Genomic DNA, 14,330 nt, shown 5'->3' on the forward strand with positions numbered 1-14,330 from the left:
TATTATTTTGAAAAATAAAAGGATGTGTATTGGTGGTGGACAAGTTTAATACTTTTACAGATGAAGCATTGCAAGTGGAAACGAAAAAGACATAACTCAAACAGTAGCTTATCAATCATACAAACGTAGGAGGATATATATGACGAAACCAGTTGTAGACGTAAAAAACATTCAAAAAGTGTACGGTAAAAAAGGTGAGAATCAATCACATGCATTAAAAGGTGTTTCATTCTCGATTCAAGAGGGGGAGTTTGTTGGGATTATGGGGCCATCTGGTTCTGGCAAAACGACATTATTAAATGTAATTTCAACTCTTGATAAAGCGACAGGTGGCGTTATTGAAATTGCAGGAACGGATATTACGAAAATGAAGCAAGGTGAGCTTTCTGATTTCCGTTCGCAAAAGTTAGGATTCATTTTCCAAGACTTTAATTTATTAGAGAATTTATCTATTTACGAAAACATTGCACTTCCATTATCCCTTCAAGGTGTCCCATCACGAAAAATTGGGCCGAAAGTAGAAAAGGTAGCTGATATGTTAGGGATTGTAACAATACTTCAAAAGTACCCATCTGAAGTATCTGGTGGACAGAAACAGCGTTCAGCAGCAGCACGTGCGTTAGTGCATGAGCCTGCAATTATTTTAGGGGACGAGCCAACAGGAGCTCTTGATTCTAAAAATGCAACTAGTTTACTTAATGCGATGACAAATTTAAATAAAGAACAAGGCGTATCGATTATGATGGTTACGCATGATCCATACAGTGCAAGTTACTGTCAGCGTATTTTATTCATTCAAGATGGTGAGTTATATAAAGAAATTTACCGTGGTGGTAAACGTGAAGAGTTTTATAAAGAAATTTTAGACGTGCTTGCAGATTTAGGCACACAAAAAGCGTAAGAAAGGAGGTTTGGGCATGTTATTTAAACTTTCCATGTCAGGGTTGAAAAGTAAATTGCAAGATTATATTGTATTACTTATTGGTCTTATTGTATCTATTTCTACTTTCTATATGTTTCAAACGCTATCACTAAATAAAGTGTTCCTTGAATCTAATGCAAACATTGGTCCTATTGTATTAATATTCCAAATAGGTTCCTCTTTATTAGCGATTGTAACATTTTTTTACATTATGTATGCAAACTCTTTCTTATTATCTCTTCGCCAAAAAGAGTTTGGTATGTATATGATGTTAGGAGCAAAAAAGTATAAAGTTACATTACTGATGTTCCTTGAAACAATTATATTAGGTGCGGCGTCACTTGTGATTGGGATTACAAGTGGTGTAGGACTTGCAGAAGGTATCGGACAGTTATTAATGAAACAATTGGAGTTGACTGGAGAAGGTTACCAAGCTTTGTACATTCCATCAATGGTCGTTACTTGCATCTTCTTCTTTGCATTATTTGTACTATCAGCAAGTATGAATAGTATTAAATTGTCACGTATTTCTATATTACAACTTGTACATGCAGGTGCACAAACAGAGCGTGGCGCGGTAAAAGGAAAAATGACAGTTGTAGTTGCATTACTTGGTCTGATTTTGTTAGGTATTGGTTATGCATCATTGCTCTATATACCACAGGCAAAAAATCTAGGAACCGTTCCTACATTAATGGCTCTTGGATTAATCGCAGCAACTGTTAGTACTTACATGTTGTTTGGATCACTTCTCCCAGTTATGATAAAAAAAATAAAAAGTAATAAAAAGCGTAGTGAAAAAGGGCTTAATGCTTTTACCTTTGCTCAATTAAACTTCCGCATTAATGGCTTAACAAATGTGCTTGCGACGGTAGCAATCTTAGTAGCCCTTGGAGCAGGTGGAATTGCGTGTGGTATGGCATTTAAAAACGACGTTTTAAAGCAGACTGATAAAGGAACAATTTACGATTCGGTAGTTCATAATCCAACAGCAGAAGAAAAGAACATTTTGAGTAGTATTTTATTTCAAGAGAAACTTGAATATCGTTACAAAGTAGATGATAAGTATGTTTATTATATAAAAGAAGAGCTAGAGAACAATCATCCTTTAGTAAAAGATAGAAAAAATGAGAAGATAATGAAAGTTTCAGAAGAGATTCCCATGGATGCATTTGCATTGTCAAGACAATGGGGTAAAGAGGATGCAAAATCAAAACAATGGAGCGACGCTTTCGAAACAATTCAGCCAAATTATATATATCCTAATCATAAAATAAAAATTGTAGATCAAAACATATACGATAGTATGAAAGGTAAAGAAAGTACTGTGTTTATTGGGAAAACAGATGATTTTGAAGCATATTTAAAAGAATGGAAAAAACTTGATGAATTACAGGTAGTTAAGTATAAAAATGTGAAATCTGAAGAGCTGTATAGTAAGTATCAACAATATATTGCAAATCAAGGTTTTTCCAGCGGACTAATGTTTATGGGGTTCTTCGTTGGAATTGCGTTTTTAGCAATGATGGCAAGTTGCTTAATGTTTAAAATTCTATCTGGTGCATCTAAAGATAGTATACGTTACCAAATGCTTCGTAAAATTGGTGTTCGCCAGGAATTATTAACACAATCGATTTATAAGGAGTTATCCTTCGTATTCTTAGTCCCAGCAATTATCGGGATTGTTCACATATTAGTTGGTATGAATATGTTTGGCCCTCTTTTAATCGATCCGTATTTTCGTATTTGGTTACCAATTGTTATTTTCATAGTGATTTACTCGATTTACTACTGGATTACAGTTCAATTGTATAAAAGAATTGTACTTCCGAAAGAAGGTTAATGTAATAATGTTATGTATACTAAGTATCATCATAATTGGCCCCCGTTATGATGAAGTGAAAAAATATCATGTAAGCAAAATAGAAAGTGGATTTGAGATACAAATATGCAGCAATGAGCGGCAGAAAGTGTTAGAAAAAAAGTAAATACAAGTAGGGGGCGCATTTCATGTATAACTTACAAGAAGATATGTATGAGCAATTAAAAGAGAAAAATACTATTCTTTCTATATCTTAATAATGAAGGGAAAAGAAGAGGGAAAATAGCATCGTTCCTACATTGAGTACTACTTTAACCTTATTTGTAGGAACTCTTGCACTATCCCCTTACAATAAAATTGAATAATCATCCAATATTAATTGTTAACTATTATCGGAATTTTGACAGGATAGAACAATTTTCAAAAAAATATCTTGTATTCATTGTGTCTATTATAGCTATTATTTAAAATTGGGTTTGCACCAAAAGAGTGTAAATAAACATAAAACTTGTAAACTTTATTCATCATAAGGATTATCGTTTTAGAAAAGGAGTGTGTGTTGAAAAAATTTTTAAAGGTAATTTTAATCTTATTAGTAATATTTATAGGAATTATGTTGGGAAGCATAATTTTAAATAAAACATATCATACAGAGTTTAAGTCTTTAGATAACACGGATCAAAACATGTTAAAAGAATTATCTACTATTTATAAGAGCTTCGAAGAATCGAGTGATAAACTTTGGAATGAAGATTATCGCTTCGAAAAAATGCCATTGGTTCTGATACGTAGTAATAAAGACGGGGGATTCTTTAGACAAGAAGCTTATGCAGTTAATGTAACGGGATTAGAAAATAGTATTTTTGCAAAGGAAATAAAAGTCTCAAATTCTCTGCATCTATCTAAAGTCTATCGCTTAACTCGTTTTGATTTTAGAACTATTTCTACCTGGATTCCTTGGAACCTTGGGACAATAAATATTAACGATATGGATGTATTTTATTTAAAATATCATCCTAAAATGTTTAGTAATCCAGATTTATATTTTGATTTTTCATCTTTCTTATTACATGAAGGTTTTCATGCTTATAAACAAAAAGATTGGACATATGATGCAAATGGTGGAGAGTCTATTCACGAATATCCGATTAATAAAGAAAATTACGCGCTAATGGGATTAGAATTTAAGCTATTAGATAAAGCAATGATTGATACGAACCCAGAAAGTATTAATCAGGCATTATATGATTGGACAATTGTACGTAACTATCGCTATAAAAAATGGCCTCAATTAATTGGAGAAACAAAAACTGAAGCAATAGAAGGTTCAGCACGATACTTAGAGTATCGTTATAGTAAATTAACTGGTGGAAATCTTATGGTACTTGCAAAGAAACAGAAGCCATATCATGTTACTTTTATGGAGGCGTTCAACTTCATTGCTAATGGACAGGCAGAATCTCCAAGGTTTTTAGAGCGGAATATGAGATATGAGACTGGTTCAGCCCTTGAATTAAGCATGGACAAAGTAAATATTCCATGGAAAGAAGCTATTGAAGATAGTGCAATCAAACAAGGAAAGACACCATATGAAGTATTAAATACGTACTTTAATATAAATAATACGCCCACAATTGAAAATAAAATCAAAGAAATTAAAGAGAACAATGACTATGAAACACTTTTAGAACAAGGAGAAAAACTGGTGAAAATAAGTAACGAGTAAAGAAAATACGATTTGAAAAAGAATTTTCTTTAAAGAGCGTATTGAAGAGGATTCTTTTTTCATTTTATAAGTTATATACACTACCGGTGTAATCAAAAAAAATTAATTAAAAGAAGGAATCTCAAAATAATTTTTTTTATTAAAAGCTAAATTTAATGAAGAAGAAAAATTATTAATTGTAAATGAATCTAAAGAAAATTTTGAACAATATTTAAGACGTTATCTTTTATATCGATTATGTTACTTTTGGTCATTCAATTGCAGGTTTACAAAAAAGAGGATAGAAATGTACCGTCTGCTTATGCTTTTAGTTGTTCAATATGAGAAAAATGTGGAGGAATCATATGGAGTCAAAAATTCTTATTGTTGATGATGATAAAGAGATTAGAAATCTTATCTCTGTATATTTGGAAAATGAAGGTCTGAAAACTCAAAAGGCAGAAGATGCTATTGAAGCGTTAGAACTGTTAGAAGAAAAGCGATTCGATCTTATTATTTTGGATGTTATGATGCCTAATATGGATGGCATTGAAGCGTGTATGAAGATTAGGGAAGAACGAAATATGCCTATTATCATGCTTTCTGCAAAATCAGAGGATATAGACAAAATTCAGGGTTTAGCCTCTGGTGCCGATGATTATTTATCAAAACCGTTTAATCCGTTGGAGTTAATCGCTAGAGTAAAATCCCAATTAAGAAGGTTTAAAAAATATAATACAAATACAGATAATGATAAAAGTGTCCTAGAAATTGGTGATTTGACCATAAATACAGATACACGTCAAGTATGGATAAGAGGCACGGAAGTAAGGCTAACTCCAAAAGAGTTTGATATACTCGAACTACTTGCTCGTAACAAAGGGATTGTTCTGAGTGTTGCAAAAATATATGAAGCAGTTTGGAAAGATGCTTTTTATAAATCGGATAATACCGTCATGGTGCATATTACAAAAATAAGAGACAAAATTGAAGAGGATTCTAAACATCCAATTTATATTAAAACTGTTTGGGGAATTGGGTACAAAATATGAAGAAGGTTAGTTTTAGAAATAAGATAATAATAAAACTTCTTGGTGCTGTTGCAGTTAGTTTTTTTGTTTCGTTTGGTTTAACAATCCTCACTTTTATATATATTATAATACCATTAAATCTAAATCACTATCTTGATGATCTTAGTACATTTGAAAATAATATACTTACATTTCTTATATTTGCGTTAGCGATCTTTACTTTTATTATCATTTTTTTAATATTGGTTCGAAAGAAAATAGTATATTTGAAGCTCATTTCTGATAATGTGAATGATATTGCCAATGGAAAACTGGGTTTGACAATTGGAACGTACAAAAAATGAACTCATAACCAACGTATCTCATGACTTACGCACACCGTTGACATCTATTATCGGCTATGTAGATTTATTAAAAAGAGGGCAATACGACAGTAAAGCACAATTACAGGAGTATCTCGAAACCACTTATTTAAAATCACAGAGATTGAAATATCTAATTGATGAACTATTTGAGTACACCCGTTTATCAGACATCGATGCTAAGTTAAACATTAACGAAGTTGATTTATCAGGCTTGTTGGAGCAAATAGTTGGAGAATACATTCCTATATTTGAAAAGGAAAGCTTAATCGTTCAAAAATCAATCACACAAGAAACAATACCTATCTTCATAGATGTAGAAAAAATGGTACGTGTATATGAAAATCTCTTTATGAATGCGATAAAGTACAGCATAAAACCATCCGAATTATCCGTATGTCTTGAATTAATGGATAACAAAGCAATTTTGAAAGTGTCAAATACAGTCGAGAAACCGCCTGTTAGCGATCCAAATAAATTGTTTGAAAGGTTTTTCAGGGGGGACAAGGCAAGAAAAGATGACCAGGGAAATGGTCTGGGGCTTGCTATCTCAAAAAGAATCGTTGAGCTTCATAATGGTAATATACATGCAGAATATAAAGACGACTGGATGTCCTTTATTGTTGAACATCCAATTAAATAGAATGGCTTATGGAATTATAGGTTCCATAAGCTTTTTTTATAAAACTTAAGAATTCTTAAGAATTTTATGGGGTGTTTCCTAATTTTCATAGTTTATCATGTATGTATTGAAAGCGATGAGGAGAGTGAAGAAATTAAAAAAGAAAATTTTCTTTGTAGCTTTCAGGTGGATACATAGTGACAATCTCATTGAAAAGGTGATAAATAGATGAAGAAGAAAAATAAAGTGTTAATTACTAGTGTATTAGCAATTGGAATTGCTGCTGGATCATATTTTGCATTTGCTGGCGGCGGTTCGGAAGTAGCAATGGAATATAGCGGTTATAAAGTTATAGAAAAACAAATTGAAAATGCACAAAAATTTGGCGGTGAAGTTATTCCAAATGGAATTGAAACAATTTCATTCGATCCAACAAAAGGTACGTATGAATCAGCTGTTAAAAAAGGCGATGAAGTGAAAAAAGGTCAGCTTCTGTTTAAATATAATGCCCCTACTGCTAAACAAGGTGTAACGGAAGCAGAAATGCAAAAGAAAATCGCACAAAAAGAAGTAACATTGTATCAAAAACAACTTGATGCAGCGAAACAAAAATTACAAAAAGATAAAAATGCTGGTCTTCCTCAGGAAGCATTAAAAGCATCGGAAATCGAAGTGCAACAATTAGAATCACAACTTGAAATGAAAAAATTTGAAGTTGAAAAATCTGATGAAATGATTAAAGAAGCAAAAGAGAAAGTAAACACACTTTCTGTAACGAGTCCTGCTGATGGTGTAATTGATGATATCGTAAAAACTGCTGATGAAAAAACAGGTATGAGTGGCATTACATTTCGTCACGCTGGTCCATTTAAAGTAAAAGGTCAACTTTCTGAACATGAACTTGCTAGCATGAAAGTTGGGCAAGAAGTAACTGTCTCATCAAAAACTGTCACTGGTAAGAATTGGATAGGAAAAGTAACAGAAATCGGTTCTACACCATTAAAGAGTATGGACGAAAATAAAACTGTTTCTAATTATCAATTCACTGTCACATTAGATAATAGTGAAGAATTACAAAACGGCTTCCATGTATACGTAACGAGTAAATCTGGCGAAGCAACTGGTACGATTGTTCCGAAAAGCAGCATCGTGAAAAAAGGTGACAAAAATGTTGTCTTCGTTGTAAAAGACAGTAAAGCGAAAGAACAAGCGATTACTGTTGAATTCGAGACAGATAGCGAAGCAAAAGTTTCTGGAGTGAAAAAAGGAGAACAAATTATCTCTAAACCTGAAAAAGATTTAAAAGATGGTATGGAGGTTGTCGTTGAATGATTAATTTAAAAGGCATCACGAAATCCTTCCAAAATGGTGCAGAAGCCGTTCAAATATTACACGGAATTGACGTAACTCTGAACCAAGGAGAATTCACTTCTATTATGGGACCGTCTGGTTCTGGTAAATCAACATTAATGAACATTATCGGTTGCTTAGATAAACCAACGACAGGTACGTACGAACTAGCTGGTCAAAATATTTCAAACATGTCTGAAACAGAACTTGCACATGTTCGTAATAAAGAAATCGGATTCGTATTCCAAAACTTCATGTTACTACCAAGACTTACAGCACTACAAAATATTGAATTACCTCTTATTTACGCTGGAGTCGATAAAAAAGAAAGACGTGAGCGCTCATTAGCTGCTTTAACAAAAGTAAGTTTAGCTGATCGTGCTACTCACCTGCCAAATGAATTATCAGGTGGACAAAAACAGCGTGTTGCGGTTGCTCGTGCAATCGTAAATAACCCGAAATTTATTTTAGCCGATGAACCGACAGGTGCACTTGATACGAAAACAAGTACACAAATTATGGACCTCTTTTATGAATTAAACAAGCAAGGCTCAACAATCATTATGATTACCCACGATCGTGAAATCGGTGAAGCGGCTGCCCGCCAAATTGTAATTCGTGACGGAAATATCGTCCAAGATTGGAGAGGTTAATTTTGAACACGAGTGAAACTATACGCATGGCCCTTTCCTCTATCTTTGCTCATAAAATGCGTTCTATCTTAACGATGCTAGGAATTATTATCAGTATTAGCGCCATCATTACCATCATTTCAATGGGTGATGGTACAAACGCAAAGTTTAAAAAAGAATTAGGGCAAGGAAAAGATACGGAAGTAACCATTTACTATAACAACCCCGATTATGGAACAGATAGTGCCAAAATCACAACTGATATGCTCAAACGTCTTCAAACTGTGCCAGGCGTTAAAGATGTTGATCCAGATGTGAGTATGAAAGTAAAAGCATCTTCTGGTTCAAAAGAAGTCTCTCTTAATCTAAAAGGTGGAACAGTCGCCTTTATGACAGATGCGAAAATAAAATTAGTTCACGGTCGGGAATTAAACGATAGTGAACTAAAACAAGCAATCTCTGCAGTTATTTTAAATGAAGAAACTTTCAACAAATTATTTAATGGTTGGGAACCAAATCTATATACAGACATAAAAGGAAAACCGTATAAAGTAGTCGGTGTTTATGAAGCAAAAAATGATTCCGGAATGGCTATGTCAGCAGGTTATACATCACTTGAAAATGCTCCTGTCATTTCAGGAGTGACTGAGTATGAATCTGTAAAATTAACACTAACTTCACCAACAGAACGTAAAAGTGTAGAAAAACAAGCTGTTTCTATTTTGAACGAGATGAAAGCTCCTAAATTTGAGCATAAATTTAAAGCTCAAGATATGGGTGAATTTACGAAGCAATTAGACGAATCAATCGGTATGATGAAAATGGTATTCGGTGGTATCGCTGCTATCTCCTTACTTGTTGGTGGTATCGGTGTAATGAATATTATGCTTGTATCCGTAACAGAACGTACACGTGAGATCGGTATTCGTAAAGCACTTGGTGCAACACGCGGTAAAGTATTAACACAATTCTTAATTGAATCTTGTATTTTGACTGGACTAGGTGGTTTCATCGGATTCATGCTCGGTATTTTCTTCGCTTGGATCGTCTCAATCTTTGCCGGATGGCCTCTCGTTGTCTCAACAGAACTTGGACTTCTTGCAGTAGGCATTTCAATGCTAATCGGTATTGCATTTGGTTTACTACCAGCTAACAAAGCTGCAAAACTTGATCCAATTGAATGTTTACGATATGAGTAAAAAAACGTAGGAGTGTAAACTCCTGCATTTTTTCTGTTGAAGCCGAGAAATTTTAACAGTTTTTTTAAATCTTAAGGATTATTAAGGATTTTCACTCCAGTTTCTTCATGTTTGGATTTTAAACTATGGTTGTAAAGTTAATCTATTGGAGTGACTAAATATGAAGCATTTGTCTTTTTTATCTCAATGTATAACTAATCCAAGAAACGTCGGTGCAGTACTTCCAAGTTCAAAGTTTCTCGCAGAAAAAATGATGGAAAACATTAATTTTGAGAACGCTAAATATATTATTGAATATGGGCCAGGTACGGGTGTATTCACTGAGAAATTACTTAAAAAACGAAATTCGAATACCACTCTTATGCTAGTGGAAAATAATAGAGAGTTTTATTTAATGTTGAAAGAAAAATTTAAAAAAGAGAAAAATTTATTCATTGTATGGGGGTCTGCGGAAAATATCGACGAGTATCTAAAAAACTTCTCTATTCCTTATGCAGACTATATTGTTTCTGGTCTTCCTTTTGCTAGTTTGCCCCAAAATGTTTCAGATGAAATTTTATTAACTACCACAAAAATTTTAAAGAAAGATGGGGTATTTATTACTTTTCAATATACAAAATTTAAAAAGAAGTTCCTTAATCAGTTTTTTGATACAATAGATGAGAAATGGGAGCTTAGAAACGTACCACCTGCTTTTGTTTTTAGCTGTTCAACACCAAAAATAAGGGAGAAAAATATGGAAGCTAAAATTCTTATTGTTGATGATGATAAAGAAATCAGAAACCTTATTTCTATTTATTTGGAAAATGAAGGTTTGCAAACTCAAAAGGTTGAAGATGCTATTGAGGCCTTAAAACAGTTGGAAGAAAAAGAGTTTGATCTCATTATTTTGGATATTATGATGCCTAACATGGATGGAATTAAAGCATGTATGAAGATTAGGGAAGAACGAACTATTCCCATTATCATGCTTTCTGCAAAATCCGAAGATATGGATAAAATTCAGGGGCTTACTTCTGGTGCCGATGATTATTTGTCAAAACCGTTTAACCCATTAGAATTAATTGCTAGAGTAAAATCTCAATTAAGAAGATATACAAAATATAATACTGAAACGAACAAGAATAAAAATATTATTGAAATTGGTAATTTGACCTTGAATACAGATGCACGTCAAGTATGGGTAAGGGGAAAGGAAACCAGGCTTACTCCTAAAGAATTCGATATACTTGAACTTCTTGCTCGTAACAAAGGGATGGTCTTAAGCATTGAAAAAATATATGAAGCTGTTTGGAAGGAGAATTTTTACAAATCGGATAATAATGTAATGGTACACATTACAAGAATTAGAGATAAAATAGAAGAAGATTCCAAACATCCCATCTACATTAAAACAGTATGGGGAGTAGGATATAAAATATGAGGATGTTTAAACTTAGAAATAAGTTAGTTGCAAAACTTCTTATTGCGGTAGCAATTAGTTTTTTTGTTTCACTTGGTGCGATATTTCTCTTCAGTAAATTGCTTTATCATCTATCCGTAAAAAATTATCTGCCCGAAGTTACTCTAGTTACAGGTTATATTTATACGCTAATTTTGTTTTCAATCATAATCTTTATCTTTATTGCAGTATTTTTGTTAATGGTGCGGAAAAAATTATTATATTTGAAACTTATTACCGAGAGCGTTCACCATATTGCTAATGGAAAACTTGGTTTAACAATCAGAATAGAAAGTAGGGACGAATTGACCCAACTTGCTCAAAATATTAATTATATGTCCAAGGAATTGGAGAATACATTTGAACAGGAAAGACAATTGGAACGTACAAAAAATGAACTCATTACCAACGTATCTCATGACTTACGCACACCGTTGACATCTATTATCGGATATGTAGATTTATTAAAAAGAGGGCAATACGACAGTAAAACACAATTACAGGAATACCTCGAAACCACTTATTTAAAATCACAGAGACTGAAATATCTAATTGATGAACTGTTTGAATATACCCGTTTATCAGACCTCGATGCTAAGTTAAACCTTAATGAAGTTGATTTATCAGGTTTGTTGGAGCAAATAGTTGGAGAATACATACCTATATTTGAAAAGGAAGGTTTAATCGTTCAAAAATCAATAACGGAAGAAACAATACCTATTTTCATGGATGTAGAAAAAATGGTACGTGTTTATGAAAACCTGTTTATGAATGCGATAAAGTACAGCATGAAACCATCCGAATTATCAATAAGTCTTGAACTAATAGGTAACAAAGCAATTTTAAAAGTATCAAATAAAGTCGAGAAGCCACCTGTTAGCGATCCAAATAAATTGTTTGAAAGGTTTTTCAGGGGAGATAAGGCAAGAAAAGATGACCAGGGAAATGGTCTAGGACTTGCTATCTCAAAAAGAATTGTTGAACTTCATCATGGTAATATACATGCAGAGTATAAAGACGGCTGGATGTCCTTTATTGTTGAACATCCAATTAAATAGAATGGCTTATGGAATGAAAGGTTCCATAAGCTTTTTTTTAAACTTAAGAAACTTCTTAAGTTAATAATTCAAGTAGGCCATTCATAGTAGACATGATACTGATAAGTTAATTTGATTTATTATTATAAAGTGATTAATCGAATAAAGGGGAAGTTCATTGATATGAATAATGTAAGAGACGATAGTAAATTTAGTAACCAGTGTGTTTTGGTATTCAACCGGGGCACACTGGTTTTATTTTTTTATAAATGTGGAACAAATGTATTACTTAGATTGTCTATTAAGTGTAATCCTAAAAGATATGAAAGTACAGATCATTTCGAAAAATACAAAGGTATTAAAAAGAGGGAGATGTGTGGGAACACTAAGTGTCAGTGTGCCTAAAAGGGTGGGATGGGATGGTCTATATGAAAGTGGTTCTAATGTCTTATATGTATATAGAATTTGATAACGCTGTCTATTTTTTGGAGGATTATGTTAAAATAACGTTTTTTTGAGTACAAAGATATTGGAGGTAACAGAAGTGAAAAGTATGTTTTGCAAGAGATTTATTACAATAGTAACAGTGCTTACACTATTTTGTAGCATGGCCGTTACATTTGGAAGAGCATCAGCGGAAACAGTTCCTGCTATAGACGTAGAAGCAGGATCAGCAATTTTAGTAGAAGCAAATTCCGGGAAAATTTTATATCAAAAAAATGCAGATGAATCATTAGCAATTGCTAGTATGACAAAAATGATGAGTGAATACTTAGTTCATGAAGCGGTGGATAAAGGGAAACTTAAATGGGATCAAAAAGTTAAAATTTCTGAATATGCATATAAGATTTCGCAAGATCGCTCATTATCAAACGTTCCATTAGAAAATGGTGGCTCTTATACGGTCAAAGAGTTATATGAGGCAATGGTAATCTACTCTGCAAACGGTGCAACAATTGCTTTAGCTGAAGAGATTGCTGGAAAAGAAGTCAATTTCGTGAAAATGATGAACGATAAATCAAAAGAGTTTGGAATGAAAAATTATAAATTTGTAAACTCTACAGGTTTAACAAACCATGATTTAAAAGGACATCACCCAGAAGGGACAACTCCAGACGAGAAAAATAAAATGTCCGCAAGAGATTGTGCGATTTTAGCACAACGTCTTATTCAAGATTTCCCGAAAATATTAGATACAGCAAAAATCCCTAAAAAAACATTCCAAAAGGGTGGCAAGTATCCGATTGATATGACGAACTTTAACTGGATGTTAAAAGGCTTAATTAAGCAATACGAAGGTGTAGATGGGTTAAAAACAGGAACTACTCCAGAAGCCGGAGATTGTTTTACTGGTACAGTAGAAAAAAACGGTATGCGTCTAATCTCTGTAGTTATAAAAGCAAACTCTCATACAGCACGTTTTGATGAAACAAAGAAATTATATGATTATGGATTTGCGAATTTTGAAGTGAAGAAGGTCTATGGAAAAGATTCAGTAGTAAAAGGTCATGAAACAGTGCGAGTAGCAAATGCAAAGGACAAAGATATAGTTGTTCAAACGAAGCAAGCTGTTTCACTTCCAATGCCAAAGGGCAACAAAGACGTTTATAAAAAAGAATTTAAAGTATCGAATAAAGAACAAGAAGCGCCTATTAAAAAAGGTGTAACAATTAGTCAAATGATTATATCGCCTAAAGATATTACAGATCCTGGGTTCTTATCAGGTAAATCATTACAAGTAGACCTTGTAACAAAATCTGAAGTAGAACAAGCAAATTGGTTTACACGTTTTATGCGCGAAATAGGATCTTTCTTTAGCGGTATGTGGAATAGTGCGGTTGATATAGTAAAAGGCTAACTTTGTAGGATAAAACTAAATATTAGCCTGAAATAAAAGGTTTCAAAGTATTATAGATTCTTATGTGGATGGCTTGGAATGGAAGATTGCATTAATTCTCAAATCTGGTTCTTCGGAACTTTCGGTATTGCAATCAAGCTAAGATAAATTTGTATCCATATAATCAAAAAATGCTATTCTTTTTGTAGAAATATACAGAAAGGATGGCGTTTATTATGAATTGTTCGATTCAAAGGGTTCTGGTGCAAGGCTAGTTTAATAAAGTTACATGATGAAAACACATTCATTATTCCATCAAGTGACAATAAAAATAAATACCTGGTACTTATTCCTGTTATTAAAATTTATA

General features: G+C 33.0%; 10 protein-coding genes and 2 pseudogenes. All 12 read left to right on the forward strand.

Features of this window, described 5'->3' with window-relative positions:
• Positions 1-139: 139 nt before the first annotated feature.
• Complete coding sequence (locus ABH960_RS24105; protein WP_404448862.1) at positions 140-901, forward strand: ABC transporter ATP-binding protein; 762 nt, start codon at positions 140-142, stop codon at positions 899-901.
• Between the two features lie 16 nt (positions 902-917).
• Positions 918-2,765, forward strand: coding sequence for an FtsX-like permease family protein (locus ABH960_RS24110; protein ID WP_199627548.1), 1,848 nt, complete (start codon positions 918-920; stop codon positions 2,763-2,765).
• 538 nt (positions 2,766-3,303) lie between these two features.
• Positions 3,304-4,470, forward strand: coding sequence for a hypothetical protein (locus ABH960_RS24115; protein ID WP_404448930.1), 1,167 nt, complete (start codon positions 3,304-3,306; stop codon positions 4,468-4,470).
• Positions 4,471-4,814: 344 nt separating this feature from the next.
• Positions 4,815-5,501, forward strand: coding sequence for a response regulator transcription factor (locus ABH960_RS24120; protein ID WP_113936495.1), 687 nt, complete (start codon positions 4,815-4,817; stop codon positions 5,499-5,501).
• A pseudogene (locus ABH960_RS24125) lies at positions 5,498-6,485 on the forward strand (sensor histidine kinase). Before ABH960_RS24120 ends, ABH960_RS24125 begins: the two are co-directional and overlap by 4 nt.
• 207 nt (positions 6,486-6,692) lie before the next feature.
• Entirely contained in the window at positions 6,693-7,796 is a 1,104-nt protein-coding gene (locus tag ABH960_RS24130) for an efflux RND transporter periplasmic adaptor subunit (RefSeq protein WP_404448865.1), read from the forward strand.
• On the forward strand, positions 7,793-8,467 hold the full coding sequence (locus ABH960_RS24135) for an ABC transporter ATP-binding protein (protein ID WP_016126976.1): 675 nt from the start codon (positions 7,793-7,795) through the stop codon (positions 8,465-8,467). The genes ABH960_RS24130 and ABH960_RS24135 overlap by 4 nt, the downstream gene beginning before the upstream one ends.
• 26 nt (positions 8,468-8,493) lie before the next feature.
• Positions 8,494-9,645 carry an ABC transporter permease gene (locus ABH960_RS24140; protein WP_483862332.1) on the forward strand — a complete coding sequence of 384 codons (1,152 nt, stop codon included), beginning with the start codon at positions 8,494-8,496 and terminating at the stop codon, positions 9,643-9,645.
• A gap of 253 nt (positions 9,646-9,898) precedes the next feature.
• A pseudogene (locus ABH960_RS24145) lies at positions 9,899-10,156 on the forward strand (rRNA adenine N-6-methyltransferase family protein); the annotation flags it as partial.
• A 225-nt stretch (positions 10,157-10,381) separates the two neighbouring features.
• Positions 10,382-11,068: a response regulator transcription factor gene (locus ABH960_RS24150; RefSeq protein WP_016126979.1), complete on the forward strand. Its 687-nt coding sequence runs from the start codon at positions 10,382-10,384 to the stop codon at positions 11,066-11,068.
• A complete protein-coding gene (locus ABH960_RS24155) occupies positions 11,065-12,144 on the forward strand; it encodes a HAMP domain-containing sensor histidine kinase (RefSeq protein ID WP_113936491.1) in 1,080 nt (359 codons plus the stop codon). The genes ABH960_RS24150 and ABH960_RS24155 overlap by 4 nt, the downstream gene beginning before the upstream one ends.
• A gap of 523 nt (positions 12,145-12,667) precedes the next feature.
• Entirely contained in the window at positions 12,668-13,981 is a 1,314-nt protein-coding gene (locus ABH960_RS24160) for a D-alanyl-D-alanine carboxypeptidase family protein (protein WP_002185854.1), read from the forward strand.
• Positions 13,982-14,330 lie beyond the last annotated feature (349 nt).

This window comes from Bacillus sp. RC252, assembly GCF_044909215.1.
In the GTDB taxonomy this organism is placed as follows: domain Bacteria; phylum Bacillota; class Bacilli; order Bacillales; family Bacillaceae_G; genus Bacillus_A; species Bacillus_A mycoides.